Source organism: Candidatus Abyssobacteria bacterium SURF_5, assembly GCA_003598085.1.
Lineage (GTDB): Bacteria > Abyssobacteria > SURF-5 > SURF-5 > SURF-5 > SURF-5.
This window is the reverse complement of record QZKU01000123.1, coordinates 1-24,947: the sequence shown is the minus strand read 5'-3', so window position 1 is coordinate 24,947 and position 24,947 is coordinate 1. Positions and strand designations below refer to the sequence as shown.

The 24,947-nt window shown below is 55.3% G+C and carries 24 protein-coding genes; 20 read left to right on the top strand and 4 right to left on the bottom strand.

Annotated features, from left to right (window positions below):
- Positions 1 to 404 precede the first annotated feature (404 nt).
- A complete protein-coding gene (locus tag C4520_18010) occupies positions 405 to 743 on the top strand; it encodes a P-II family nitrogen regulator (GenBank protein RJP16726.1) in 339 nt (112 codons plus the stop codon).
- 101 nt (positions 744 to 844) lie between these two features.
- Positions 845 to 2,257, top strand: a complete 1,413-nt coding sequence (gene glnA, locus C4520_18005; protein RJP16725.1) for a type I glutamate--ammonia ligase — start codon at positions 845 to 847, stop codon at positions 2,255 to 2,257.
- A gap of 59 nt (positions 2,258 to 2,316) precedes the next feature.
- On the opposite strand, the gene C4520_18000 is transcribed toward glnA, so the two are convergent.
- Positions 2,317 to 4,794, bottom strand: coding sequence for a tetratricopeptide repeat protein (locus C4520_18000; protein ID RJP16724.1), 2,478 nt, complete (start codon positions 4,792 to 4,794; stop codon positions 2,317 to 2,319).
- Between the two features lie 158 nt (positions 4,795 to 4,952).
- On the opposite strand from C4520_18000, the gene C4520_17995 reads away from it, so the two are divergent.
- The 18 genes from C4520_17995 to C4520_17910 all read left to right on the top strand — a co-directional run bounded on the left by C4520_17995 (position 4,953) and on the right by C4520_17910 (position 23,375).
- Positions 4,953 to 5,579 (top strand): TetR/AcrR family transcriptional regulator, encoded by a 627-nt coding sequence (locus C4520_17995; protein ID RJP16723.1) that lies wholly within the window; start codon positions 4,953 to 4,955, stop codon positions 5,577 to 5,579.
- A 38-nt stretch (positions 5,580 to 5,617) separates the two neighbouring features.
- Positions 5,618 to 6,781 (top strand): acyl-CoA dehydrogenase, encoded by a 1,164-nt coding sequence (locus C4520_17990; GenBank protein RJP16722.1) that lies wholly within the window; start codon positions 5,618 to 5,620, stop codon positions 6,779 to 6,781.
- A 60-nt stretch (positions 6,782 to 6,841) separates the two neighbouring features.
- Entirely contained in the window at positions 6,842 to 7,579 is a 738-nt protein-coding gene (locus C4520_17985) for a hypothetical protein (GenBank protein RJP16721.1), read from the top strand.
- A 124-nt stretch (positions 7,580 to 7,703) separates the two neighbouring features.
- Positions 7,704 to 8,609: a histone deacetylase gene (locus C4520_17980; GenBank protein RJP16720.1), complete on the top strand. Its 906-nt coding sequence runs from the start codon at positions 7,704 to 7,706 to the stop codon at positions 8,607 to 8,609.
- 6 nt (positions 8,610 to 8,615) lie between these two features.
- Complete coding sequence (locus C4520_17975; GenBank protein ID RJP16719.1) at positions 8,616 to 9,818, top strand: thiolase family protein; 1,203 nt, start codon at positions 8,616 to 8,618, stop codon at positions 9,816 to 9,818.
- A gap of 2 nt (positions 9,819 to 9,820) precedes the next feature.
- Complete coding sequence (locus C4520_17970; protein ID RJP16718.1) at positions 9,821 to 10,237, top strand: Zn-ribbon domain-containing OB-fold protein; 417 nt, start codon at positions 9,821 to 9,823, stop codon at positions 10,235 to 10,237.
- 308 nt (positions 10,238 to 10,545) lie between these two features.
- On the top strand, positions 10,546 to 12,096 hold the full coding sequence (locus C4520_17965) for a propionyl-CoA carboxylase (protein ID RJP16717.1): 1,551 nt from the start codon (positions 10,546 to 10,548) through the stop codon (positions 12,094 to 12,096).
- Positions 12,097 to 12,148: 52 nt separating this feature from the next.
- Entirely contained in the window at positions 12,149 to 13,705 is a 1,557-nt protein-coding gene (locus C4520_17960) for a propionyl-CoA carboxylase (protein ID RJP16716.1), read from the top strand.
- 50 nt (positions 13,706 to 13,755) lie between these two features.
- Positions 13,756 to 14,622, top strand: coding sequence for a 3-keto-5-aminohexanoate cleavage protein (locus C4520_17955; protein RJP16715.1), 867 nt, complete (start codon positions 13,756 to 13,758; stop codon positions 14,620 to 14,622).
- Between the two features lie 295 nt (positions 14,623 to 14,917).
- On the top strand, positions 14,918 to 15,703 hold the full coding sequence (locus tag C4520_17950; protein RJP16714.1) for a crotonase: 786 nt from the start codon (positions 14,918 to 14,920) through the stop codon (positions 15,701 to 15,703).
- Positions 15,704 to 15,757: 54 nt separating this feature from the next.
- Complete coding sequence (locus C4520_17945) at positions 15,758 to 16,006, top strand: acetyl-CoA carboxylase biotin carboxyl carrier protein subunit (protein ID RJP16713.1); 249 nt, start codon at positions 15,758 to 15,760, stop codon at positions 16,004 to 16,006.
- A 37-nt stretch (positions 16,007 to 16,043) separates the two neighbouring features.
- Positions 16,044 to 17,408, top strand: a complete 1,365-nt coding sequence (accC, locus tag C4520_17940; protein ID RJP16712.1) for an acetyl-CoA carboxylase biotin carboxylase subunit — start codon at positions 16,044 to 16,046, stop codon at positions 17,406 to 17,408.
- A complete protein-coding gene (locus C4520_17935; protein ID RJP16711.1) occupies positions 17,405 to 18,394 on the top strand; it encodes a GNAT family N-acetyltransferase in 990 nt (329 codons plus the stop codon). Before accC ends, C4520_17935 begins: the two co-directional genes overlap by 4 nt.
- Positions 18,395 to 18,443: 49 nt before the next feature.
- Positions 18,444 to 19,598 carry a nitronate monooxygenase gene (locus C4520_17930; protein RJP16710.1) on the top strand — a complete coding sequence of 385 codons (1,155 nt, stop codon included), beginning with the start codon at positions 18,444 to 18,446 and terminating at the stop codon, positions 19,596 to 19,598.
- A gap of 210 nt (positions 19,599 to 19,808) precedes the next feature.
- The gene (locus C4520_17925) at positions 19,809 to 20,483 is read left to right on the top strand and encodes a PIG-L family deacetylase (GenBank protein ID RJP16728.1); all 675 of its coding nucleotides are present in this window, start codon (positions 19,809 to 19,811) and stop codon (positions 20,481 to 20,483) included.
- A 149-nt stretch (positions 20,484 to 20,632) separates the two neighbouring features.
- Positions 20,633 to 21,424: a TIGR03084 family protein gene (locus C4520_17920; protein ID RJP16709.1), complete on the top strand. Its 792-nt coding sequence runs from the start codon at positions 20,633 to 20,635 to the stop codon at positions 21,422 to 21,424.
- Between the two features lie 222 nt (positions 21,425 to 21,646).
- A complete protein-coding gene (locus tag C4520_17915) occupies positions 21,647 to 22,603 on the top strand; it encodes a GNAT family N-acetyltransferase (GenBank protein ID RJP16708.1) in 957 nt (318 codons plus the stop codon).
- Positions 22,604 to 22,892: 289 nt separating this feature from the next.
- Positions 22,893 to 23,375, top strand: a complete 483-nt coding sequence (locus C4520_17910) for a PaaI family thioesterase (protein RJP16727.1) — start codon at positions 22,893 to 22,895, stop codon at positions 23,373 to 23,375.
- Positions 23,376 to 23,480: 105 nt separating this feature from the next.
- On the opposite strand, the gene C4520_17905 is transcribed toward C4520_17910, so the two are convergent.
- Genes C4520_17905 through C4520_17895 form a run of 3 tightly spaced genes read right to left on the bottom strand, consistent with a single transcriptional unit; the run spans position 23,481 to position 24,739 of the window.
- The gene (locus C4520_17905) at positions 23,481 to 23,747 is read right to left on the bottom strand and encodes an ankyrin repeat domain-containing protein (GenBank protein ID RJP16707.1); all 267 of its coding nucleotides are present in this window, start codon (positions 23,745 to 23,747) and stop codon (positions 23,481 to 23,483) included.
- 29 nt (positions 23,748 to 23,776) lie between these two features.
- The gene (locus C4520_17900; protein RJP16706.1) at positions 23,777 to 24,292 is read right to left on the bottom strand and encodes a hypothetical protein; all 516 of its coding nucleotides are present in this window, start codon (positions 24,290 to 24,292) and stop codon (positions 23,777 to 23,779) included.
- 27 nt (positions 24,293 to 24,319) lie between these two features.
- On the bottom strand, positions 24,320 to 24,739 hold the full coding sequence (locus C4520_17895) for a response regulator (protein ID RJP16705.1): 420 nt from the start codon (positions 24,737 to 24,739) through the stop codon (positions 24,320 to 24,322).
- Between the last annotated feature and the right edge of the window lie 208 nt (positions 24,740 to 24,947).

Genomic DNA, 24,947 nt, shown 5'->3' with positions numbered 1-24,947 from the left:
CTATCGGCGCTTGCGTTATGGATGCCCTCCAAAATCAAAAGATGGTAATTAAGGAGGGAAAAGGAGATTTTTTTCTTGACTTTGGTTTTTAGAGATGACTCCGATTGCAGTCGAAAGAACGCCTTCGGCGGCGGGCTTTTCACGCTGCTTGCATGCACAAAGGATACGCAGTTGCCGATTTTTCAAGCACTAATCTCCCGCTCAATATCCCTTTCAATTTGCGCACAGTCCGGCTCATCGTATAAAATTACTCGCGTTTCCGGCTTAAAAAGGGATATCGGCCGGAACAGAACGCAGCAGAGATTTTACTGGTATTGTTCTTGCACATTGACCGGAGGAACCCAGAGCGGAGCGACCGGCGCTGGATTCCAGGCACCCCCCGCGGGGCGAGGATGAGGTGAAAAATGAAGAAGATCCAGGCGATCATCAAACCGTTCAAGCTTGAGGAAGTGAAGGAGGCTCTCGGAAATATCGGCATTAAAGGGCTGACGGTTGTCGAGGTCAAAGGCTTCGGCCGGCAAAAAGGCCATAAGGAGCTCTATCGAGGAGCCGAGTATGAAATAGAATTTTTGCCAAAGGTCAAGCTTGAGGTGGTCGTGCCGGATAATGAGGTGGAAACGGTTATAGACGCTATCGTTTCCTCCGCCCGCACCGGCCGTCTTGGGGACGGCAAGGTATTCGTTCAGCCGGTCGAAGAGGTGATCCGGATTCGGACCGGTGAGCGTGGGGAGGATGCGATCTAGCGCCCGAGGACGTTCCGCCGCACCTGAAAATCGCGCAATGGGGAAAAGAGGCTGTCGTTGAAAAAAGGCTGCCCGTTGAATGGAAAGGGAACTGCAAGAAAATGAAACCGAATGACATCTTACGTATGGTGCAAGAACAGAATGTCGAAATGATCGATCTTCGCTTCATGGATTTCCCCGGCCTGATGCAGCATTTCGCGATACCGGCTGTCAAGTTGTCGGAGTCGATCTTTGAAGACGGGGTCGGGTTCGACGGCTCAAGCATCCGCGGCTGGCAGGCGATCCACGAGAGCGATATGCTGGTGATTCCCGATCCGGCGACCGCCTACATCGACCCGTTTTACAAAGCAAAGACCCTCGTGATGCAATGCGATATCGCCGACCCGATCACCCGCCAACGCTACAGCCGCTGCCCGCGCTATATCGCGCAAAAGGCGGAAAACTACCTGAAATCCACCGGCATAGCCGATACGGCTTTCTTTGGACCGGAAGCCGAATTCTTCATCTTCGACGACATCCGCTACAACCAGGACCAGCGGTCCGGCTTCTACTACATTGATTCCGTGGAAGGCAGTTGGAACTGCGGGCGCGACGAGGGACCGAACCTCGGCTACAAGCCCCGCTATAAGGAAGGATACTTCCCCGTTCCGCCGACGGACTCGCTCGAAGATATTCGCGCCGAAATGGCGCTCTTGATGATGCAGTGCGGAATGGAGATCGAGGCCGAACATCATGAAGTGGCAACTGCGGGACAGGCCGAAATCGACATCAGATTCGACACGCTGCTCATGATGGCCGACAAGCTGATGAGATTTAAATACATCGTGAAAAACGTCGCCCACCGGCACAATAAAACTGTCACCTTCATGCCCAAGCCGCTTTTCGGCGACAATGGCAGCGGAATGCACTGCCATCAGAGCCTATGGAAGGACGGCAAACCGCTGTTCGCCGGAGACAAATATGCCGGCTTGAGCGATCTCGCCCTCTATTACATCGGCGGACTCTTGAAACATGCGCCCGCGCTCACCGCTTTGACCAATCCGACCACCAATTCATTCAAACGGCTCGTTCCCGGCTATGAGGCGCCGGTCAACCTGGCGTATTCCAGCCGGAACAGGAGCGCGGCAGCCCGAATCCCGATGTATTCACCAAGCCCGAAGGCAAAGCGCGTCGAGTACCGACCGCCCGATCCTTCCTGTAATCCGTACCTCGCGTTTTCCGCAATGCTCATGGCCGGACTCGATGGAATCCAAAAGAAAATTGATCCCGGCCAACCGCTTGACAAGAATATCTACGACATGGCGCCCGAGGAACTGGCAGAAGTGCCATCGGTGCCGGGTTCTTTGGAGGTGGCCCTGGACGCACTCGAGAACGACTGCGAATTCCTGTTCAGGGGAGATGTCTTTACCGAGGACGTCATTCGGACGTGGATCGAGTACAAACGCAAAAATGAAGTGGACGCGGTACGCCTCCGACCGCATCCTTACGAGTTCTATCTCTATTACGACGTGTAAACCGGAAACAAAAAAGAAAGGCCGCTTCGATGTCGGGGCGGCCTCTTTTCATCTTCGTTTCAACTGCCGCTGTATTTGTTCAAATTTTCCCGGGCGCTCTCGATCGTCGGCTCAAGCTCGAGCGCGCGCCGCCAGGCTTCCTTCGCTTCCTCGATCCGGTCCAGCCGGTACAAAGCCGCTCCGATATTGTTATAACCCTTCGCCAGTTTCGGGTCGACAAGCAACGCGGCATTATAACATTGTATGGCCGATTCAAAAGCGCCAAGCCGGAAGTAAACATTGCCCAAATTGTATTGCGCGACTGCATTGCCGGGTTCAAGTCTCACTGCCTCTCGATAATGGGCGAGAGCCGCCTCGAGATCGCCTGTGCCCTCTTTGAAAATACCCCGATTAAGATGATCCTGCGCCGACCCGGCAAGTTCCGCCGCAGACACGACTGCAACCTCTTTCGTCGTTTCCGTTTCTCGAACCGTCGGTATCCGCTCTTCTTCTATTGCCTGGGAAAGACGCGCGGCCGGCTCCGGCTCCGGAGAAGCTGGCAGATTCGTGGAGACGCTTGCCGGTTCGCTCGCCGCTGGTGTCGCGTCCGGTTGGGAAGCCGGCGTCGGCGTCGGCGATTCCGGCATCTTCTCCTCCACGGAAACTATCTGAAAAAGATTTGCCTCGCCCTTGTGATCGGGAGCATCTATGAGAGCAATTGATTGGAGGTTCTTGTCTATTGTCTCATTGTTCGGCTGTATCTTTTTTGCTTTCTCGAGGGCCGCTTTGGCTTCGTCGAATCGACCCGCCGCATAGTAGGCGGTACCAAGATTGTTCAGAATCCTGACGTCGGCTGGCGCCAAATCGAGAGCCCGCAGGTATTCGGCGATCGCGCCCGCATAGTCTTCTTTCTGATACAACTCGTTTGCCCGAACAAAATGCGCCCGCCCCTGTATCTCGGGGCTAAGCGGTATTTGCAGGGACGGCTGACTCGCCTCCGCCGCTAAAATGAATTTTACGTCCTCCAGACGTTTCTGCGCCTCCTCATTCTGCGGATCCAAGGAAAGCACTTCCTCAAACTGCTGCCGCGCTTGAATATAATCCCCTTTCGCCATATAAACGAGGCCAAGCCCGTGCAGAGCATCCGGGTTATTCTGATTCTGCTCGAGCACTCCAAGGAACGCATCCTCGGCCCGATCATAATCCTTGCGCAGAAGATTCGCTTTTCCGGCTGCACGCAAAAAGGCGGCGGTGTCTCTTGGCGCGGAGGCTGCTTCCGCCGCGACCTCGGTTGCCGCCGGAGGAGAGGCGGCTTCAAGTTCTGCAATGATCTTTCTGACATCGTCGGCGGTTGGGTCCGCTTTGAGCGCGCGTTTGAAATACTCTTTCGCCGAGCCCGTATCTCCCAGCTTCATATACGCCATCGCCATGTTGTTGTTCGCTTTGAAATTGCTCGGCTCGAGCTCGAGCGCTTTCTGGAAATGCTTGATTGCCTTGTAGTAGTCGCCGGAAAGATATAAAGCCGCTCCCGCCTCAATGTGCTTCTTGAACGTCGCCGAGGTCTGATGAGGCCGCTCAGTGAGGCCCTTCTCCATTTTTTGCTTCAACCTCGATAGGTTCATCTGCGCATTGGAATGGTCGGGACTCAACTGGAGCGCCCGTTCAAATGATTTCGCGGCATCGCTGTACATCCCCATCTCATAGTAGACGACACCCAAATTGTTCCAGACATCCGCATCCTTCGGCTCTTTTTCTATCGCGAGCTGATAAGCATTGATCGCTTTGGTGTAATGCATCCTCGAGTTCAGCACCAGCCCCAGATTGTAATATGCGTTAGGATAATCCGGTTGGGTCTGAACAAGCCGGTCAAACGCCTCCTGAGATTTCGCCAAGGCGCCTGTCTTGTAATAATGCACCCCAAGGGCCGACAGAGCATCCGTATAGGAATGATCGACCGCCAACGCCCTGAGCAGCAATTCGGCATGTTCGGGCGAGGTCGCCTCCACCATAAGCGCCTTGCCGTACAAAATTATCGCTTCTTCGAAAACCGTCGGTATTAACTGCACCCTCTTGTACTGCTCCTCCGTATGCGCCACGCCCGCTCCCCCTGCTAGTGAAAGAGACAATTCATTCAGGTGCGAGTACAGATCGCCTATCGAAGAGGTGAACGAATGAGCGCTCAGAAGTTTCCCCCCGTCTACTTCGTAAAAAGACGCGTTCACAAGAAAGGAGTCACCCTCCACTCGAAAGTCGCCGCCAATTACAGCCGCAGCGCCTGCGCTCCGCCCCGCTTCACATAATGATGAAACCTCCAATGCGGATGCGAATGTGGCGCGGCCCGTTTCCCCGCCGTTCCGAACTGCAACCTCGAGTTGAGGAAAAACCTGCAGGTTCTTCGCAATCGAATCGGCAATCAAATAGCCCAGCCAGTCGTTCTCGATGTCGCCGCTCATGTTTGCGAAGGCGCTGACGTAGACGCCGCCCTGCGGAAGAGCCTCCGCCCGAGCCGCCGCCACTATTATCAGTAAAAAAAATCCTGTAAAGATTCTGTGCTTCATTCAGTAACCCTTATTCTCCAAATTCCCTCCCCGCATGCATTTCCCAAAAATTCTAACACAAAAGTTGTTGCATATACAATTCCCGCGGCCTCCCTGTGCTCAGGAGCCGATCAGGCCGCCGCGAGGTTTCATTTTCACCTTGACAATTCCCGCCGGGCATGATATATACACCGTATATGAAAACGCGAGCGGAAAAGGGAGGCACCAAACAGCGCATCCTGCGCGCCGCGTGCGCCGTCCTCGAGCGCGAGGGCATCGAGGCCGTCAGCATCCGCAAAATCGCCAGAATGGTCGAAATCACCCCCATGGGAATCTATAATCATTTCCCCAACCTCGAAGCGCTGATGGTTGCCGTCTATGAGCAGGGAGTGGCCAAGCTCGCCCGGCTCGTATGGAAAGGCATCGCCAGAGCAAAGACCCCCGCCGAAAAGCTCCGTTCTCTGACCGGCTCATATATCGCTTTCGGAATGAAACATCCTCGTTATTACTCCCTGCTCTTTGGCAGCGAGTTCATCCAGAAATATTCGTGGGAAAACCCGCCCCGCAGCTTGGTCATGGAGAACTTCTGGGTGCCGCTGACCGAGGTGATCGAGGCGTGTCAACAAGCCGGCGTCATCCAGCCCGACTGCAACCCGCAGGAGGTCGCCACTCACCTGTGGGCGGCCATGCACGGCTATGTGAGCTTCTTGCTGATCGGACGCCTTCAGCAACTCTGGCAGATGGACGAACAGAGCATCCTTCGGGCAATGGAAAAACATCTCTTGCCGTTTCGGATAAAGGAATAATTTGGCCCAACATACATGGTATATCTGGAGGTGGAATCATGTTGAACTTCGAACTCAGTGAGGAGCAGGAAGCATTGCGCCAACTTGCCCGCGATTTCGCCCGCAAGGAATTGAAGCCGAAAGTGAGAAAGCTCGACGAGGGCCACGCTTTCGATTGGGGCATCCCGAAGAAGCTGCACGAGTTGGGATTTCTCAGTCTGTTCATCCCGGAAGATCATGGCGGAGGCGGCGGCAAGCTGACCGATGCCATGCTGCTCATGGAGGAGATCGGATCGGTTGAGCCCGGGGTATGCACGACAATGGGAGCAACCTGGCTCGCGATCGCGCCGCTCCTGTTCGCGGGAACCGAGGCGCAATGGAAAAAGTTTTTTCCTCTGATTGTGGAGCAGGGCGGTCTCGGAGCGTCCGGCACGACCGAGCCGCAGGCCGGCTCGGACCTCGAGGCCAAAGAACTGCTCCCCAAAGTGTGCCGAACGGTCGCGCGAAAAGTGGGCGACGAATATGTCGTTAACGGCACGAAATGCTTCATATCGAATGCAGGTGTTGCGAGTCTCTATGTCATCTTCGCCGTCACCGATCCTCAACGCCCGCAGGAGACATCCTGTCTATTCGCGGTCGAGAAGGATACACCCGGCCTCAGCTACGGAAAGGTCGAGGATAAGATGGGATTGCGCTCATCGCAGACCGGCGACCTGATCTTCGAGGATATGAAATTGACGCCCCTGAATCGGATCGGCCCCGAGGGCATGGGATATCAAATCCATATGACACGCCTCGCGAACGCGCGCGGACCGGTCAGCTCGCAGGCCGTCGGCATCGCCCGCGGCGCATACGAGATCGCGTTTCAGTATGCTAAGGAGCGCGTTCAGGGGGGCAAGCTCATCATCGAACACCAGGCAGTTGCGCAAAAGCTGGCGGAGATGGCGATTCAGATCGAGGCCGCTCGTCTGATGGTGTGGCGCGCGTGCTGGGTGAATGCAAACCTGCTGCCGCCCAACCGGCTATACACCGCAATGTCGAAAGTGTTCGCGACCGATGTCGCTGTGAAAGTCGCAATCGATGCCATTCAGGTGCTTGGCGGCTACGGCTACATGAAGGATTACCTCGTCGAAAAGTCTCTGCGCGACGCGAAGGTACTTCAGATATACGAAGGACCGAATGAGATCTGCAGAGAAGCAGTCATGGAAGTATTGAACGACTGAATTTCCTGAAAAATATTCGAATCCCGAAATCAAGTCGTCTGCGTCTGGGAGAAAAAGAAAATGAAAAAGGAAGAATTCGGCCACAGCGGCCCCGTCCACGCGCCTCTATATCCCGAAGGCATCCGCACGAACAAAAATTTCGAGCTCATTCAGGTGTTGATCAAACCGAACCCCGCAAAAGCGGCGGCTCTCATCCCTGAGCCGCTCGAGCCGGAGCCCGAGCCCCTCGCGTCGGTGATCGTCGCCAACTATCGGTTCGTGACTAACATCGGCCCCTACCGCGAGGCCATTGTCAACGTGACCGCGCGCTATAAGGGCGAACCGGTCGCTTACACCGCCTACATCTACGTCGACAGCGATGCCAGCATGGCCGGCGGACGCGAGCGATTCGGACACCCGAAAAAAATGGCCGAGCTCTCCTTCTCACAGGATTGCGACGTCGTCCGCGGGACGTGCGTCCGCCGCGGCTTTCGTATTGTCGATGCCGCAGTTTGCATCCACCGCGAAGCGAACATGGAGCACGTCCTGATGCGGCCTCTCTATCAGTTGAAAGTCATCCCTCAGCCCGATGTCAACGCTCCCGCTGAAATCAGCCTGGTCAAGAGTTGGCAGGAAGATATGGAATTTCATGAACTCCTGGGAGGACCCGCCACCGTCAGTTTCGAGAGGTCGCCGGCCGATCCCATTTATGAATTGGAGCCGGTCGAGATCATCGGCGGCGTTTACGTCATAGGAAGCCTGCGCGGACCGTTCGGCGAGGAAGTGGAGCGTTTCAAAGGACCGACATTTGGCATGTAGGCATCGAGTTGGTTCAGAGAAGTGCCTGCGTCACAAAATGGCTCCTTGACAACGCTTTGAGGCAAAACATATAATGACCTAAATTTGGCCGACCGGCCAAAATAGGCGCCTCTCAGGGGTTCGCATGGCCACCATCGTATATTCGGACAAGTATTACTGCGATATCGGCTTTCATGTCTTTCCCTCAAAGAAGTACCGGCTCGTGTACCAGATGCTGGAAAAACATGAAAATCTTTCCGACCCCCGCGCTCATCTCATTCAACCCCGCGTCCCGACCCGCGATGAGCTGCTCCTGGTGCATACCGAAAAATATCTCGATGACGCCCTCAATGCCCGATTGACACCGGCTACCTTCAGCTCCGAACTGCCGGTCAAACGCGACGTCATCGACGCTTTCCTGCTCAGCACCGGCGGCACATTGGTCGCCGCCGAATGCGCGACCGCGCAGGAGCCAAGCATCAATCTCGGCGGCGGATACCATCACGCGTTCGCGGATCACGCCGAAGGATTCTGCTTCTTTAATGACGTCGCGATAGCCACCCGGAAACTGCTCACTGAGAAGAAGGCCCGCCGGATCGCCATTGTAGATTGCGATCTGCATCAGGGAAACGGTACGGCCCACATTTTTTTGAAGGAAGAAAACGTTTTCACCTTCTCGATCCATCAAGAGGATAACTATCCGGTAAAGCAGGAAAGCGACCTGGATATCGGATTGGACAACGGCGTGGGCGACCAGGAATATCTTGAGCAGCTTGGGCGCGCGCTCGATGTGATCGAAAAGGATTTTGATCCGGATTTCGTCTTCTACCTCGCCGGCGCCGACCCCTTTGAAGAGGATCAGCTCGGCGCCTTGAGGCTTACCCACGAAGGCTTCCGCCGCCGCGACGATCTCGTCATCGGATTCAGCGAGCGAAAAAAGATTCCCATCTGCATTGTCCTGGCGGGCGGATACTCGCGCGATGTGCGCGACACTGTCCGCATCCACTACCAGACCTGCCTGCGCCTGTTTGCAAGAGGAAGCAAGGAATAGATTTTAATGAGACGTTGGCGAAAAAGAATAGCAATCGTCGGCATCGGCGAGAGCGATCTCGGCACTGTACCGGGAAAGGACAGCTACGAGCTTTCGCGTCAGGCGCTGATTCGCGCGCTTGATGATTGCGGCGTGCGCAAGAGCGAGGTTGACGGCGTTATGACGTCCGGTGCCTTTTCCGTGCTCTACCCGATGCACAGCCTTCTGTTCTGCGAATACGTAGGGCTGAGGCCGCGCTACACGTCGGTAATGCAAATCGGCGGCGCGACCCATATCCTGAATGTGCTGACCGCCGCAAATGCGATCGAAGCCGGTATGTGCGAGATCGCACTGATAACTTCGGCTGAATCGCTGCGCTCTTTCGCCGGGTTTGAACGGCTGATTCGCTTGTTCGGAAACGCGAGCGGAGATATGACAGCGGTTTACTCGGCCATAGGCCACCCCGACTTCGAGGTGCCCTTTGGGACAACGCTCATCGGACAATATGCGCTGTACGCCAACCGCCACATGGCCGAATTCGGCACCACGCATGAGCAACTGGCGCAAGTGGCGGTATCGATCCGCAAGCACGCCTCGATGCATCCCCAGGCCCAGAAACGGCAGGAGATCAGCGTCGAAGATGTCATGAATGCAAAACCGATCGCGTCCCCGTTCACCAAAGACGAGTGCTCGCTCATATCTGATGGAGGGGCCGCCATCATCGTTACCACCTTTGAGCGCGCTCGCGACCTGAAGAAAAAGCCGGTCGAGATTCTGGGCGGCGGCGCGAAAACAACCCAGGAGCACGCGACTCTGAGCAAGAGTTTCACCACGAGTCCCGCCGTCTCCGCCGGAAACGACTGCTTCGCAATGGCAGGGTTGACTCCTGCAGACGTTGATTTCGCCGAACTCTACGATTGTTTCTCGATCACTCCGTTAATCTCATTGGAAGACTTTGGATTCTGCAAGAAGGGCGAAGGCGGCGCGTTTGTCGAAAGCGGCAAACGCATAGAGATCGGAGGCGAACTGCCCATCGTTACTCATGGCGGTTGTCTCTCGCATTGTCATCCCGGCTTGCCGTCGGGAATATTCCACATAACAGAAGCCGTTAAGCAGCTCCGTTGCGAGGTGGAACCCGCGCGCCAGGTGAAGGACCCGAAGGTCGGCCTCGTGAGCGGCGTCGGCGGAATTTTTTCGTCCGTCACCGCTCTTCTGCTCGCAAAGGTATAACAATGAGCGAATACGCAAAACCATTGCCCGACATCACCGAAAGCACAAAACCTTTTTGGGAAGGCTGCAAAGCGGGGAAACTGCTCCTCCCGAAATGCCGCTCATGCGGCCAGATGTTTTTCTTCCCCAATCATTTCTGTCCGGAATGCCTCTCGGAAGACGTGGATTGGATCGACTCGAGCGGCAAAGGTGTAGTCCATACATTCACCATAATATCGAGACCGCCAAGTGACGCCTTCGCGGCCGATGTCCCGTATGTGGTCGCCGTCATCGACCTCGAAGAGGGCCCGCGCATGTTATCGAATGTCATCGGAATTCCGCCGGAACACGTTCGCGTGGGCATGCCGGTTGAAGTAGTTTTCGAGAGAGTCTCCGAGGAAATCACCCTTCCAAAGTTTCGGCCTTTCGACCGCGTATGATCTTGATCTCCCGTTTTCCGCCCATCCGAGCACCCTCGCTCTTTGAAGAGGGAACAGTTATGGCTCGGTATCCGCGTCCAATCGCGGTTCCCGATCTGTCAGGGGTTGCCACGACAGTTGAATAAGAAGCACAGAATCGGATATGCTCTATAGTACTGATTCAAGCCCTGTGGCTTCGCGGCGGCGAGAAGACCTCAACGCCGCACTACATGCCTGGCCCTCTGACGAACTACTCCAATAAGAACTTGACCAACCCGCCGGCCGGGTGCGATTCAATTGGAACTGGAACAGGAAAGGAGATACATGGCATGGGCGAATGGATGGACGGCTATCTTGCAAAGCTTGAAGAATGCCGTCAGGAAAATTTGGCGGGCGGCGGAACGGATCGCGCCGACCTGCAGCACGCGCTCGGCAAGCTGACCGCGCGAGAGCGAATAGAATATCTGGCTGATCCGGGTACTTTCGAGGAAATCGGCTCCGCAGTTCGAGAGTTCCGCGCCTTTCCCGATTCCAGCGACAGGCCGAGCCCGGGCGACGGCGTGATCATGGGCATGGCCAAGATAAGCGGCCGGCCGGTCATGGCCTATTCCATGGACTTCACGGTTATGTCCGGCTCCTTCGGAGACCAGGGCATATGGAAAATAGCCGAACTCGTCCAGATGGCAGGACAGGAACAGATGCCGATCATCGGCATCTTCGATTCAGCCGGAACTCGGGCAAGCATGAAAAAAGGATATGTGGGATCGTTCGGTATCGCCCGCGTCCTTAAAAATTATTGCCGGTACTCCGGCGTAATCCCTCAGATCGCCCTCGTCCTCGGACCGTGCACCGGCCCGATGGCGAAAGTGCCCGTGCTCTCGGATTTCCTCATTATGAACAGTGAGACCGGCTTCCTGTGGTTGGGAGGCCCTATTGAATCCGAAGATGCAGGCTCGGCCGATTTCCATATGACCCGCTCCGGACAATGCCACCTCGTCGCCGACAGTGACAAGGACGCCCTCGACCTCTGCAAGAAGATCATGGAATTCATTCCTCAAAACTGCTGGGAGCGGCCGCAAGCAATCAAGCCCACCGACGATCCCAATCGGCGGGAAGAGGCCCTGCTCGATGTCATGCCCAATAACGTTCGATTTACCTACGATATCCACGAGATCATCAACCTCATCGTTGATGACGGCGAATTCTTCGAGCTTCAGGAAGACTTCGCGCCGAACCTCGTCATCGGCTTCGCGCGGTTCGACGGAATCGTGACCGGTCTTGTCGCCACCAATCCGGACGAGCTGAGCGGCATCATGGAACCGGACGCTTCCGATAAGTACGATCGATTCCTGATGTTCCTCGATTGCTTCAACATTCCCCTGCTCACGATGTCCGACACAACGGCCTTTCCGCCCGGCGACCGATGGGAGCGCATGGGCGTCATCCGTCACGGCGCAAAGAACCTGCACGGCTATTCCCACCTCACGACTCAGAAAGTCACCGTAGTGCTGCGCCGCTCATACGGCGGCTCCAACATCGTTCTGGGCTGCAGCAAGATGGGGCCCGACTTCATTTACGGCTGGCCCACAACCGAGTTTGCCCCGACAGGACCCGAAATGATGGTTCATGCTGTATTCCACAAGGAATTGGCAAAGGCCAAGGAAGAAGGCAACTACGACAGCCTCTTCGAATTCTATGTCGGAATCCTTCGCCAGATGTTCAGCGTCATGACGATGGGAAAAGTCTTCACCACCTGGTACACAGTCCATGAAATCATCGATCCCAGGGACACGCGCTCGCGGATCATCAAGGCTCTCCACGCATCCGAAAACAAGCGGGAAGAACTTCCCGAAAAGAGACGCTATATCAAACCCGCATAATGAAGTCGTGACCGAGGAAGCCAAATAGTCAAATCAGGGGGTTGACGGATAGATGGGAAACAGAATGAAGGAAGCGATCGAGCGCTACCGAAAGATACAGGAGAAAAACAAGCTCGGCGGCGGCGCCGAACACGTCGAGCGGCAACACAGCCGCGGGAAGCTCACTGCCCGCGAGAGGATCGACGTCCTCATCGATGCCGGCACGTTCAATGAACTCGGCACCTGCGTAAACACCACCGGCGTCCGCATCGACGGCCGCTTCACCGACGCGCCCTGCGACGGAGCCGTCGTCGGCACGGCGAAAGTCCACGGCCGCACGATCATGATCTATTCCTCCGATTTCACCGTTCTCGGCGGATCGATCGGACAGCAGCATATCATGAAGTACTGCCACTGCCTCGAATTGGCGGCTTCGTGGGGAATCCCGCTCGTGAACCTCCTCGACTCCTCCGGCGGCCGCCTGGGTTACCGCGATGTGGCCATGGCTGGAATCGACTGGATGTTTCGTCTCGAGTCGGTCTACTCGGGTATTATCCCCCAGATCACGGTGTTGATGGGGCCCTGCATCGCGGGCGGCGCCTATCTCCCCACGTTGTGCGATTTTCTCTTCATCAGTCGAATCTCAGGAAATCTGTGGCTCGGCGGCCCTCGCCAAACGGCGGCGGCAACCTCGGAAAAAATCGACCGCAACGTCGGCGGCGCCGATTACCACATGCAGTTGAGCGGAACCTGCGACCTCGTCGGAGACGACGACAAAGAAACGATTCTCGCCTGCCGCGAGTTGCTCCGCTATCTGCCGTCAAATTATCGGGAAAAACCGCCCGCATGGGAACGCGGCGACGATCCCAATCGCGAAGTCGAAAAACTGATCGAAATCGTGCCCGATGAATTCGACAAGACGTACGACATGCACGAGGTCATCCGCGAAATAGTCGACGGCGGCGATTTCTTCGAGCTCAAGAACGAGTACGCAAAACAGCTCATCACCGGCTACTGCCGCTTCAATGGCCAGACAGTCGGCCTGGTGGCAAACAATCCCGCCGAGCCGGGCAGTATATACGAGGTCAATGCCTGCGACAAGTACTACCGCTTCCTGCAGGCGCTGGACGCTTACGACACGCCTCTCGTCAATCTGGTCGACACGCCGCCTGTAGTTCCCGGCGAAAACGAGGAAGCGCGCGGCCTGCTCCGGCATATCGGAAAAGTCGTCGACGTCTATGCCACCTCGACTATCCCGAAAATTGGCGTGGTCCTGCGCGAAGCCTACGCCGACGCTGGCAGCATGATCATGAGCGGCCTCAAAGGAATGGGCGCCGACCTGACCTTTGCCTGGCCGATCGCGCGCTTCGCTATCGAGGCTTCTGAACTTGACTACCGGCAGGTCTATGATAAGGGCATTGAAGAGGACGCTTACGATGCGTATCTCAATCGCTCCCGCGAAAGACTGGATGTCTTCGACGTGGCGCATTCCTGGACCGCTCACGTCGTCGACGAAGTCATCGAACCCAAAGATACACGAAGAAAAATAATAGAAGCCATGGATGTCGTCAAGAATAAAACGGATAAGCTGCCCCCGCGAGCGAAGCGGCACGGCTCTTCTCCAACATGATTTTTTCAAGACCCAAAGGCCGGCTCTATCAAATTGGCAGGAGGTAACGAATGAGCGGCGAAGCGATATTGACATGCGCGCTTACCGGTGTTCTGACTAATCCCAACATGGGCAACATTCCGGTCACGCCCGAACAGATGGCCGACGCGGCTGAACAGGCGTGGAATCAAGGAGCGACAATCGTCCACTGCCATTTCCGGGACCAGCGGCCAGGCATGGGCGCATATCCAACGTGGGACGTGGACGTTGTCAAATCAATAATCAACGCCGTCAGATCTCGTGTTCCCGGCATCATCATCAACCAGAGCACCGGCATCGTCGGTCCCGATATCTCAGGACCCGTGGCCTGTCTCGAAGCGGTCAAACCTGAAATGGCTGCATGTAACGCCGGCTCCCTAAACTACCTCAAGCTGAGGGAGAACGGCACATGGGCCTGGCCGCCGATGACGTTCGATAACCCCGTCGAGAAGGTGAAAGCCTTCCTCGATGTGATGACGGCTAACAACGTTGTCCCCGAGTTTGAATGCTTTGATTCCGGCATCGTCCGCAGCGTCGCCTTGTACAAAAAAGCCGGCATGTTCCAGGGCGACCCGCACATATCTCTGGTTATGGGCGTCGCCAGCGGACAACCGGCAAAGCCCGAATGGGTGCCGCTTCTCAAAAAAGAGATGTTGCCGGGAACTCATTGGCAGGTCATCTGTGTCGGCCGCAAAGAAGTTTGGGACCTCCAGCGCAAAGCACTGGAAGAAGGCGGCAACGTGCGCACCGGCCTCGAAGACACATTTTACCTGCCCAACGGCGAGAAGGCCCAAAGCAACGGCGAGCTCGTCGAAACGCTGGCGAAGATAACGCGCGAAGTCGGCCGCGACATCGCCACCGCGGACGAAGCGCGCCGTATTCTCGGGCTCAAGAACTGAGAATCGCAGCTGCGACACGAAATGTGGGGGCGGGTTTCAAACCCGCCCACACAAAACGATAGACAACGGTGGATTCTTGCGAATGCCGGTAGCGGCGGGTTTCAAACCCGCCTTGACGTGGGGGAGTGAATCTGTCAACGGTTGTCAATCTTTTGTAGGGGCGCGATTCATCGCGCTCGATTGCGACGGGGACTGACACCATTTATGGAATTCACGTCCTTTTGAATTCGTAGAATGGTGTCTGTCCCTGGAGACTCAGAGCCGCCAGCAACCGCTCGCGCAAGGAGAGACGAATATGAGCGAAACCCGTGAGGTTCTTTACGAGATAAAAGATAAAGTAGCCTCCATCACCATTAACCGGCCGGAACGCCGCAACGCGCTCAATTCCGCCGTCATCGCCGCATTGACCAAATACCTCGATCAGGCCGGCGACGACCCCAATGTCTCAGCAATCATTCTCACCGGCACCGGCGGCAATTTCTGCTCCGGCGCCGATCTCGGCGGCAGCTTCGGCGGCGACCAGTCGTTTCTCGACATGCATTACGACCGCGGCCACTACGCAAATCTACTGATGAAAATGAACTCATGCAAGACGCCGATCCTCGCCGCCATCGAAGGCTATTGCCTCGCCGGCGGGATGGGGCTGTGTTTGTCAAGCGATGTCGCCATCGCGAGTGAGGACGCACAATTCGGGCTGCCGGAAATAAAGCGCGGACTGTGGCCATATATGGTTACCGCCGTTCTCATCCGAAATGTCGGGAGAAAAAAGGCCCTCGAATTGTGCATGACCGGAGACCGAATCCCGGCCGCCGAGGCTGAGCGCATCGGCATAATCAATTATTCTGTCCCCAAAGACTCATTCCAGCAGAGAGTTTCCGAAATGGCTAAAAAACTCTCATCGTTCAGCCCCGCTGTTATGGGGCTTGGCAAGTCATCGTTCTACAAAATCGCTGACATGGCCGTCGACGATGCATTGAGCTATCTTCATTCGCAACTTACTGTCAACACCCAGGTGGAAGACCTGATGGAAGGTGTGGCCGCCTTCATGCAAAAGAGAGACCCGGTGTGGAAAGGACGGTAGAGACGCCTTTCCTGGTTCAGGACCAACTATAATTCTTCAGGAGCAGACCGTGATATGAACAAGAAACTCGAAGTGAGAGCGCCTATGTCCGGAGTCTTCTACAGAAAGCCGTCTCCCGAACAACCGCCATATGTCGAGGTGGGCGACGCAGTCAAGAAAAAACAGATTCTCGCCCTGCTCGAGACCATGAAAGTGTTTCAAAAAATCAAATCGCCCGCAGCCGGAAAGATTCTCGAGATCATCGCACAAAACGAAACGCCGCTGGCCGACGGCGACTTGATGTTCATCCTGGAAACTGAATAGATGCCATGCCCAAATTCGTTTTTAAGGATGCCGATTGATGTTCTCGAAAATACTGATAGCCAATAGAGGCGAAATCGCCCTCCGAATCGTGCGCGCGCTCAAAGAACTGGGAATAAAAAGCGTGGCCGTGTATTCGGAGGCCGATACGACCAGTTTGCATGTCCGGCACGCCGACGAGAGCGTCTGCATCGGGCCGCCAATGAGCGCCAAGAGTTACTTGAACGTAGAGGCTGTCATCGGGGCGGCCAAAAGAACAGGGGCACAGGCAATCCATCCCGGCTACGGCTACCTCGCCGAAAACGGAGACTTCGCCCGCGCCTGCAAAGAAGCCGGCCTTGTCTTCATCGGGCCGACGCCCGAAAACCTGTACCTGGCCGGCGACAAAATAAAGGCAAAAGCCGCCGTCAATAAGGCCGGAGTGCCCATCGTCCCCTCAAGCCCCGATGGAGTCCGCTCAATCGATGACGCGGTCGCTTTCGCTTCGAAAATCCAGTATCCGGTCATGGTAAAAGCATCCGCCGGCGGCGGTGGCCGCGGAATTCGCATTTGCCCTGATGAAGATACGCTCAGGGAAGAGTTCGCCGTAGCCAGAGCCGAAGTGAAAGCGGCTTTCGGCGATGACTCGCTCTACATCGAGAAATGCCTCGTGGACCCACGGCACATCGAGTTCCAGGTGCTGGCAGACGAATCCGGCAATGTGATCCACCTCGGCGAGCGCGAATGCTCGATCCAGCGGCGCTACCAGAAATTGATCGAAGAAGCGCCCTCGCCCGTCATGACGCCTCAATTGCGCCAGGCGATGGGGCAGGCCGCCATCACCGCGGCGAAGGCCCTCAACTACTTCAATGCGGGCACCGTGGAATTCCTGCTCGACCGGGACGACAACTTCTACTTTATGGAGGTCAACGCCCGCATCCAGGTGGAACACCCGGTCACAGAAATGGTCACCGGCATAGACCTCGTAAAAGAGCAGATTCGACTCGCCGATGGCGGCAGACTCGCGTACAGCTTCGACGACATCCCCCTCAACGGCTGGGCCATCGAATGCCGGATCAATGCCGAGAATCCGGATTTCAACTTCGCGCCTTCTCCAGGAATTATCAAGGAATATCGCCCGCCCGCCGGCAGCGGAATCAGGCTCGACACGCACCTGTATCAGGGTTACGAGTTGCCGATATATTACGATTCTCTCGTGGCCAAGCTCATCGCGCACGATCACACCAGAGACGGCGCAATCCGCATCCTCAAAAAGGCTCTTCAGGAATTTACCATCCAACCGATAAAGACAACAATCCCCCTGTATCTGGAGATCGTCGATGATCCGGATTTCCAGAAAGGAGATATCCATACCGGCTACATCAGAAAATTTGTTACGGACGACGATGATGATGACGAAGAATGAAGACGATGGCAACGGCCGCAGCTATAGAGGCTTTCAATAACATCGACGTTTATGTGGAGCATTCAAGCGGAGTCCCAAAACAACAACCTGTCTTTATGCTGCCCCGCTGGATGCAGGCATGGCGCAATGTGTTTTCCCCGGACGACCAACTCCACATATGCGTAATGAAGGAAAGGGGAAAATCAATCGGCGTGGCGCCGCTTTCCATCAAAGGCACAACGGCCTCTTTCGTCGGCGATCCGGAGATCTGCGACTGCATGGATCTCGCCGTGGTTCCCGGTTATGAAAAGCAATTCTATCACGCGCTGCTCGATGAGTTGGCACAAAGCGGCGTGGCGGATCTCGATCTGAGATGCCTGCGGCCCGAATCGACAGTGTTCTCGCATCTGGCAGAATCAGCCCTGGATCGATGGGGCATGTGCTCGTTTGAACCGGATGGCGTATCCGTCGAAATGGATCTGCCGCGCGACTGGGACCAGTATTTGGCCTCGCTCGACGGAAAACAGCGGCATGAAATCAGACGCAAATTCCGGCGACTGTACAACGAAGGCGAAATTAATTTCGTTGTTCTGGAGAACCCCGCCGAAATCGAGCGCGAGGTGGACCCCTTTCTCAAAATGTTTCGCGAGAGCCGCTCCGATAAGGCGCTGTTCATGAGCTCGAAAATGGAAACCTTTTTTCGCTCGATGACGAAGGCTATGTCGGAGGAAGCGCTCATTCGACTTTTCATTCTCAAAGTCAACGAAGCATCTGTGGCCGCGTGTCTCTGTTTCGACTGCCAGAACACCATGTACCTATATAACAGCGGATATGATACTCGTTATAGTTCTTTGAGTATCGGACTGCTCTGCAAGATTCTTAGCATCAAACACAGCATCGAGATCGGCCGGAAAAAGTACGATTTCTTGAAAGGCGCCGAGCCCTATAAATACCATCTCGGCGGCAGGGAAGTCCGGCTCTCAAGATGCCGGATCAGTTTCCGGTAAACAAGGGGCGGGGGAAAACCCGGGACCATTAAGAAACGAAGGAGACGACATGAGCAGGCGAATCTTACGGACAAAACTTTGCGATATGCTGGGCATCGAATACCCGATCCTCAGCGCCGGCATGGGCCCCTCTCTTATTGGAGAAAGCACCGGCGCTCCGGTGGACCTGGTCGTGGCGGTATCGGAGGCGGGAGGCCTCGGCGTGCTCGGCGCCGCCGGCTATACGGTCGAGCAAATGCGCGAACACATCCGGGAGATCAGGCGCAGAACCGATAAACCCTTCGGCGTCGATTTGATCCTGCCCAGCCAACTTGTCGATCAGGGGGACAGAGAAGTTGAAGGCCCAAAGGAAGTGCCGCTCAGCGAAATAATCAAATCCCTTCCTGAACCCTATTATAACTGGATCCAGAAGGTGAAAAAAGAGCTGCAGCTTCCCGATACAGACACCACCGTGAGGATGGATACCGCAACCATGCAGCCGCTGAAAGCGGTGAAGGCATGCATCGAGGAAAAGATCCCTCTGTTCTGCTCCGGGCTCGGCAATCCCGGCTGGATGGTCGACGAAGCCCACGCGAATGGCATCAAAGTCCTCGGCATTACCGGAAATTCCAAGAACGCGCGGCGTATGGCGCAATCCGGCGTGGACCTGATCGTCGCTCAGGGCTATGACGGCGGCGGGCATACCGGACGCATAGGCACCATGGCGCTGCTTCCTCAGGCCATTGACGCTGCGGCGCCTATTCCTGTCTTGGGGGCTGGCGGTATCGGCGACGGAAGAGGCGTGGCTGCGGCTCTGGCCATAGGCTGTGTAGGCGTCTGGATCGGCACGCGCTTCCTCGCCACGAAAGAGGGCGGAATCCTCGATATCCAGAAACAACACATCCTCAACGCGACCGATGAGGATACTCGCAGAACATACTTGTATACAGGAAAAACATCGAGAGTGATCTACAACAGATTCCATGATCTCTGGGATCAGTCCGGCCTTGATCCGCTGCCGTTTCCGATGCAGCTCACCCTCGCTTCGGGTCTCGTCGATATGTTCCTCAAGGGCAAGAAGTTGGATTACGTGGCCCCCTTCTCCGGCCAGATTTCCGGACTGATTAAGGAAATCAAGCCCGCAGGACAAGTGCTCGAAGAACTCGTTGAGGAAACTGTGGACATCCTCACCCGCAGGATTCCGAAGGACATAAAAGCATCATAGGCCAATGGACCTCTTGCAGCAAGCACGCTCTGTTACCGTTGGGGGGCGATTTCAACTGTTAGCGGCGACCCGATGAGTCGCCCGCCGTGAAAAGCATTATACGTTTACCGTAGCGGCGACCCGGTGGGTCGCCCGCTCAACCGATCATCGCCAAGAGAACATGGTATGCCGACCACCAATTCTCCACCTATCACGTCGCCGTATTACGCGATGATCGTCAGCCCCCACCCGGATGACGCCGAATTCGGCGCCGGTGGCACAGTCGCCCGATGGACCCGCGAATCAAACAAGGTCGTTTACGTTATCTGCACGGATGGCAGCAAAGGCACGAGCGACCGAAACATGAAACCAGAGGTCCTGTCCGAAATCCGCGAAGCCGAGCAGCGTGAAGCCGCCCGGATGCTTGGTGTCAGCGACATCGTGTTCCTGAGGTATCCTGATCAAGGTCTGGAAGATACATCCGACTTCCGAAAGGATATTGTCCGGGAAATCAGAAAGTACCGCCCGAAAGTGGTCGTGACGGCAGATCCATACCGCAAATACCTCTGGCACCGCGACCACAGGATCACCGGCCAGGTTTTACTCGATGCCGTTTTCCCGTTCGCAAGAGACCACCTCGCATACCCCGATCTTCTCGAGCAGGGGCTCGAGCCGCACAAGGTCGAAGAAATGTTGTTCTGGGGTGCGGACGAAATCAATTACCGCTCGGATATCTCGGGCACCTTTGATTTGAAGATGGCCGCGCTTCAGTGTCACAAGAGTCAGGTTGGGCAATACGAGCCGGAGGCATTGACAGAATGGGTCAGGCAGCGCGCCATAAAAATGGCTGAAGGAGAATCGTTCGAGCTCGCCGAAGCTTTTCATCGGGTGGAAATTCTTTATTAGATTGCGCCGCAAAACCCCTTTTGGTAGGGCCGAATTCATTCGGCCGGTCTTGAATGTGCGAGTCAATTTGCATGTACCACGGCAGAATTTGATCAAAAAATGGACTTTTGCAGCAGATTCTTTATTGAACCCAAATGTGAGGTGAACAAATGAAACAAATCTGTCAAGACCTCAGGACCGAGCATGCGGAACTCGATACCGTCGTGGCGGGTCTGGATGAAAAACAATGGATGCTGATGACTCCGTCTCCCACCTGGAACATCAAGAACCAGATACGTCATCTGGCGTATTTCGACGACCGCGCCGCTCTTGCCGCCTCGGACCCGGACGGTTTCGCCAAGCATATTGAGGAAGTCATGAGCGACATCGCCAAATTCATGAAAACGCTCGACGAAGTCGGCAAGGACATGCCCATCGATGAATTAATGAGTTGGTGGCGCAGCGAGCGAAACAAGATGCTCGACGCCTATACCGCAATGAACCCGAAAGACCGCATCCTCTGGTACGGCCCACCGATGAGCGCCCTCTCCCACGCAACCGCGCGGCTGATGGAGACCTGGGCGCATGGCCAGGACGTTTTCGACGCTCTCCGCTTGAAACGCACCAACACCGATCGGCTGCGCCACATCGCCCATCTCGGCGTCAAAACCTTTGGCTGGAGCTACACCAACCGCGGCCTGCAAGCTCCTCAAACCCCGGTCCGCGTCGAGCTCACTGCTCCATCAGGCGCACTCTGGACGTGGGGACCGGAGAACGCGTCAGACAAGATAAGCGGTCCAGCCGAAGACTTCTGCCTGATCGTGGCGCAAAGACGACATGTGGATGACACGCGCCTCCGGGTCATTGGCGAAACCGCGCGCGATTGGATGCTGAAAGCCCAATGCTTTGCCGGCCCGCCAACCGACGGCCCCCCGCCCGGCGAACGGGTCTGGGAAAAATGAGCAAACTGCATTCAGCCGGTAATCAACTCGTCCAAAATGGACAGTTTCAAACCGTAAGGAGTATTGATGCGCCTTCTTGTCAATTTCCGCGCAAGCAAGAATCCACCTTCAATCTGAATGCCGGCTCTGTAACTTTCTGTTTCGAACATAATGCATCAAGAAAAAATCCTTTGTGTCTTGGAGCCTTGGTGGTTTGTTTTTATGTCTTTAGAGTGCTAACCAATGTCTTTCGCCTCCTGCACAATAAGAAACTACTCTCCGGCCGACCTGGCCCAATACATCCGGCTGCTCTCAGAAGCAAAATCCATCTGCCATTCCGATGACATTCTCCTTTTGACTTCACTGATCGCCTCTTCCGAACCCGGCCTGGTTTCCGAAGAAGACCTCTTTTTGGCCGAGGAAGAAGGAAGACTCATGGGAGCATGTCGCGTGGTCCCGGAATCGGCCATAGATCGCGCCGTCCTCAGGCTTCTGGCAATGCCGGGTCTTCTCGAGCGCGGGCTCGCGGCTAAATTGCTCAATGCGGCGCTTCAACGGGCGCGCAATCTGCGAGTGGCCAGAATACATGCGGACCTGAGAGCAAACGACAGCGTCGCACGTGATCTATTCTCCGCCTTGGGATTCACACCGGTCCGCAAATGTTCCGAAATGACTGTGAATACCACCAGTCTTTCTCCGCCGATGCCTCTAATGGCCCCCCCTTTTGAAAAGGGGGACAAAGGGGAATTTTGCCTGCATCCGCTCGAGCCAGGTCATGAACGTGTACTCACACATCTTCAGAATCGTGCCTTCAAAGGTTCCTGGGGCTTCTGTCCGAATACGCTACCCCAGATCGTGCAGTTGCTGAATATACCCGGATACCGCCACGAGGGCGTCATTGTGGCCTATAGCGGAAAGACCGCCGTCGGTTACTGTTGGACAGCCAAAACGCGGCGGCGGGATCGTGACGGCGGAGAAGAGATTGGCCGAATTCACATGATCGGCACACTTCCGGAGCACCGCGGGCAGGGTCTGGGAAAGCTCGTTCTGTGGCACGGCCTGAAACACCTGGCGAGCTCAGGCGTTCATACGATTGAGCTGACCGTCGATAATGAAAACCGCGCGGCTCGCGCACTGTATGAAAAAGCCGGATTCAAACCGAAAACGGCGTTGGTCTGGTACGAAAAACAGATAATGTAAGGGTGCGGCACGGTGCGCCTCTTTCTGATCGTCCATTCCGTCCACCTCGTCCGCCGTTCTGCGGGGTCATGTTAGGGCGGCATGCCGCGCCTCCTTGATTCTGCTATTCTAACAAATTATTGTAAATTCTCCGGGCGACGCCCGACCGGATGGAGGTATAGAAGCATTTTTGGAGGGTTTGTAGCGGCGAATTTCAACTCGCCTCCGTGGTCCACGACAAGAACTGGTTCAATGGTCCAACTCTTCAGGTGAAAAAATGATAGACGAAAAATACGCTCAAGTCTGCAAAATGGCCATTGCGTCCGTCTCCGGCATCGAACGCACCGGCCTCAAAATCCTCGAGTTGCGCGATCGCTATGCAAAAGCGCTCATGCCCCTCGAAGGCAACACCAACCACGTCGGAATCATGTACGCCGGCTCGCTCTTCACGCTCGGCGAATTCGCCGGCGGCGCCATCCATCTCGTCAGCATGGATTTCTCGAAATTCTTTCCCATCGTCAAGGAAGTGCGTATCCGATTCCGGCGGCCGGCCACCACCGACGTGACCATGGAAGTCACCATGTCCGAGCAGGAAGCAATAAGACTACAGGCCGAGGCCGAAAAAATCGGGAAGGCCGATTACGAGCTCAGCCTGCAATTGAAGGACGAAAACGGCGAGTCCGTCGCCGAAGTCGCCGGCGTCTGGCAAATCAGAAAAATCCCCGAAGGCATGGAGCCTCCAAATGAAATAGCCGGCCGAAACCGGCGTAGCCGCGGCTTACATTTGGTTTAGTGCAGAGATTTGGGAGGAGAATTTCACAAATTAAGGGTGCGCATCAGGGGCGGTGAAAAACATGACACCGCCGGTAGGCCGCGCCGGTGCGGAATGACTTGCAGCCTATTTCTTGGCCCCGGCCTTCTTAAGAAGCTGTACAATCTCATTGCGCCCCTGGGCGGTCGCCATGGTCAAAGCGGTCACATCCCAGGGATCTCGCGCATTCACATCGGCCCCGTTATTTAATAACGCCTTTACAGCGTCGGCACTGCCATTGTAAGCCGCCTTCATGAGCGCCGTCCTGCCGCATTCATCTTTTGCATTTACATTATTCAGCAGCGCCCTCACTTTGCGCAGAAGCGCCTTCAACGGCGCGATTATCGAAGTCATCGGTCTCGCGTTTGCCAATAATTTCGCCTCTATCTTTCTGTCGCGAAGGCTTTCGCTCCCGCATTCTTTTTGCCTTCCAGCTTCTGGGCAAGCCCCTCCAGGTCCCGCTCGTTCAAAGAAGAAATCTCATGCAACTCTCCCGCGGACCCATAATTTACCGACATTCCCTTGTACGAGTCGCTGTCCTTCATTTTCCGATAGGTTTGAAGCAGGTCATTCAGGGATTTATGTGAAATCTCTCTGTCGGTTTGGAGAAGCCATATAATTTCCTTGTTTCTATTCATGGCTGTCTGAATCCTGATATAAACATCCTGGACTTTATCTTTTGAGACTGCCGCTCTTGCTTCATCTTCCGCAACACATCTTGCTGCATCACGTTCCTGAGCAGTAGCGTCATTCTCCCTCTTGGAATCATCCGGCGGAATTGCGGTTGCCTTTACTATATCGGGCAACGAAGCGAAAATCTTCTTGAAATTCGGCATCTTTTCGTATTTTTCGTTCTTTCCTTCCTGATTCGGTCCGAACAGCCATTTCAAAAACTTCATCTTGCATCCCTCTCCTCTTTGATGCTGCTAGTTATACTGCGCGCCGCCCTCTTTTGGCTTCCCTAGCAGAGCCGTAAGCATCTCCAGAAATGCCTTGTTTTTGAAAGGTTTGCGTATGTAACCCTCCGCTTTGGTGTCCGTCTCCCTCAGGTGCGTTTCCATCACCTTTTTATTCGAGGCGCCGGTGATAAATATCACTGGAACCGCCGCATATTGTTTGCTGTTTCTCACCATGTGAAGCAGTCTTATACCATCTACCCTCGGCATAACCACGCCCAGCACCAGCAAATCATACTGAAGCTTCTGTATCTGATCCAGAGCCTCTTCGGCATCCTCCGAAGTCTCCACAAGAAACCCTGCAAACTCAAGAATAGACTGCATGATACTGAGGAAGTCCTTGCTATCGTCGGCGACGAATATTCTCTTCTTGCTGTTCTCTACTAGCATACTGCAAACCTCCTTTATCTATAATCACTCCTTTGAATATGTCGAACAACCGCCGGGCGCTCGCAATTCCTGCCCAAAAGTCCTCTCCGGCAACAGAAGAAAGTGAGATTGTCTTGGTTCAGCGGAAATTAGAATTTTGCCGTTTTCCCAAAGTTAGCATCTCGAGTAGTAGTTAGCACTCGATCATGCATTTACCGCTTTTGAGTTT

What these genes read in the sequence shown, in the direction of transcription:
- C4520_17945 (RJP16713.1), top strand. Translation starts at nt 15,758, where the DNA reads ATGAACAAGAAACTCGAAGTGAGAGCGCCTATGTCCGGAGTCTTCTAC.
- C4520_17915 (RJP16708.1), top strand. Translation starts at nt 21,647, where the DNA reads ATGTCTTTCGCCTCCTGCACAATAAGAAACTACTCTCCGGCCGACCTG.
- C4520_17985 (RJP16721.1), top strand. Translation starts at nt 6,842, where the DNA reads ATGAAAAAGGAAGAATTCGGCCACAGCGGCCCCGTCCACGCGCCTCTA.
- C4520_17965 (RJP16717.1), top strand. Translation starts at nt 10,546, where the DNA reads ATGGGCGAATGGATGGACGGCTATCTTGCAAAGCTTGAAGAATGCCGT.
- C4520_17975 (RJP16719.1), top strand. Translation starts at nt 8,616, where the DNA reads ATGAGACGTTGGCGAAAAAGAATAGCAATCGTCGGCATCGGCGAGAGC.
- C4520_17900 (RJP16706.1), bottom strand. Translation starts at nt 24,292, where the DNA reads ATGAAGTTTTTGAAATGGCTGTTCGGACCGAATCAGGAAGGAAAGAAC.
- C4520_18010 (RJP16726.1), top strand. Translation starts at nt 405, where the DNA reads ATGAAGAAGATCCAGGCGATCATCAAACCGTTCAAGCTTGAGGAAGTG.
- C4520_17955 (RJP16715.1), top strand. Translation starts at nt 13,756, where the DNA reads ATGAGCGGCGAAGCGATATTGACATGCGCGCTTACCGGTGTTCTGACT.
- C4520_17950 (RJP16714.1), top strand. Translation starts at nt 14,918, where the DNA reads ATGAGCGAAACCCGTGAGGTTCTTTACGAGATAAAAGATAAAGTAGCC.
- accC (RJP16712.1), top strand. Translation starts at nt 16,044, where the DNA reads ATGTTCTCGAAAATACTGATAGCCAATAGAGGCGAAATCGCCCTCCGA.
- C4520_17905 (RJP16707.1), bottom strand. Translation starts at nt 23,747, where the DNA reads ATGACTTCGATAATCGCGCCGTTGAAGGCGCTTCTGCGCAAAGTGAGG.
- C4520_17995 (RJP16723.1), top strand. Translation starts at nt 4,953, where the DNA reads ATGATATATACACCGTATATGAAAACGCGAGCGGAAAAGGGAGGCACC.
- C4520_17970 (RJP16718.1), top strand. Translation starts at nt 9,821, where the DNA reads ATGAGCGAATACGCAAAACCATTGCCCGACATCACCGAAAGCACAAAA.
- C4520_17920 (RJP16709.1), top strand. Translation starts at nt 20,633, where the DNA reads ATGAAACAAATCTGTCAAGACCTCAGGACCGAGCATGCGGAACTCGAT.
- C4520_17990 (RJP16722.1), top strand. Translation starts at nt 5,618, where the DNA reads ATGTTGAACTTCGAACTCAGTGAGGAGCAGGAAGCATTGCGCCAACTT.
- C4520_17925 (RJP16728.1), top strand. Translation starts at nt 19,809, where the DNA reads ATGATCGTCAGCCCCCACCCGGATGACGCCGAATTCGGCGCCGGTGGC.
- C4520_17930 (RJP16710.1), top strand. Translation starts at nt 18,444, where the DNA reads ATGAGCAGGCGAATCTTACGGACAAAACTTTGCGATATGCTGGGCATC.
- C4520_17935 (RJP16711.1), top strand. Translation starts at nt 17,405, where the DNA reads ATGAAGACGATGGCAACGGCCGCAGCTATAGAGGCTTTCAATAACATC.
- C4520_17895 (RJP16705.1), bottom strand. Translation starts at nt 24,739, where the DNA reads ATGCTAGTAGAGAACAGCAAGAAGAGAATATTCGTCGCCGACGATAGC.
- C4520_17980 (RJP16720.1), top strand. Translation starts at nt 7,704, where the DNA reads ATGGCCACCATCGTATATTCGGACAAGTATTACTGCGATATCGGCTTT.
- C4520_18000 (RJP16724.1), bottom strand. Translation starts at nt 4,794, where the DNA reads ATGAAGCACAGAATCTTTACAGGATTTTTTTTACTGATAATAGTGGCG.
- C4520_17910 (RJP16727.1), top strand. Translation starts at nt 22,893, where the DNA reads ATGGCCATTGCGTCCGTCTCCGGCATCGAACGCACCGGCCTCAAAATC.
- C4520_17960 (RJP16716.1), top strand. Translation starts at nt 12,149, where the DNA reads ATGGGAAACAGAATGAAGGAAGCGATCGAGCGCTACCGAAAGATACAG.
- glnA (RJP16725.1), top strand. Translation starts at nt 845, where the DNA reads ATGAAACCGAATGACATCTTACGTATGGTGCAAGAACAGAATGTCGAA.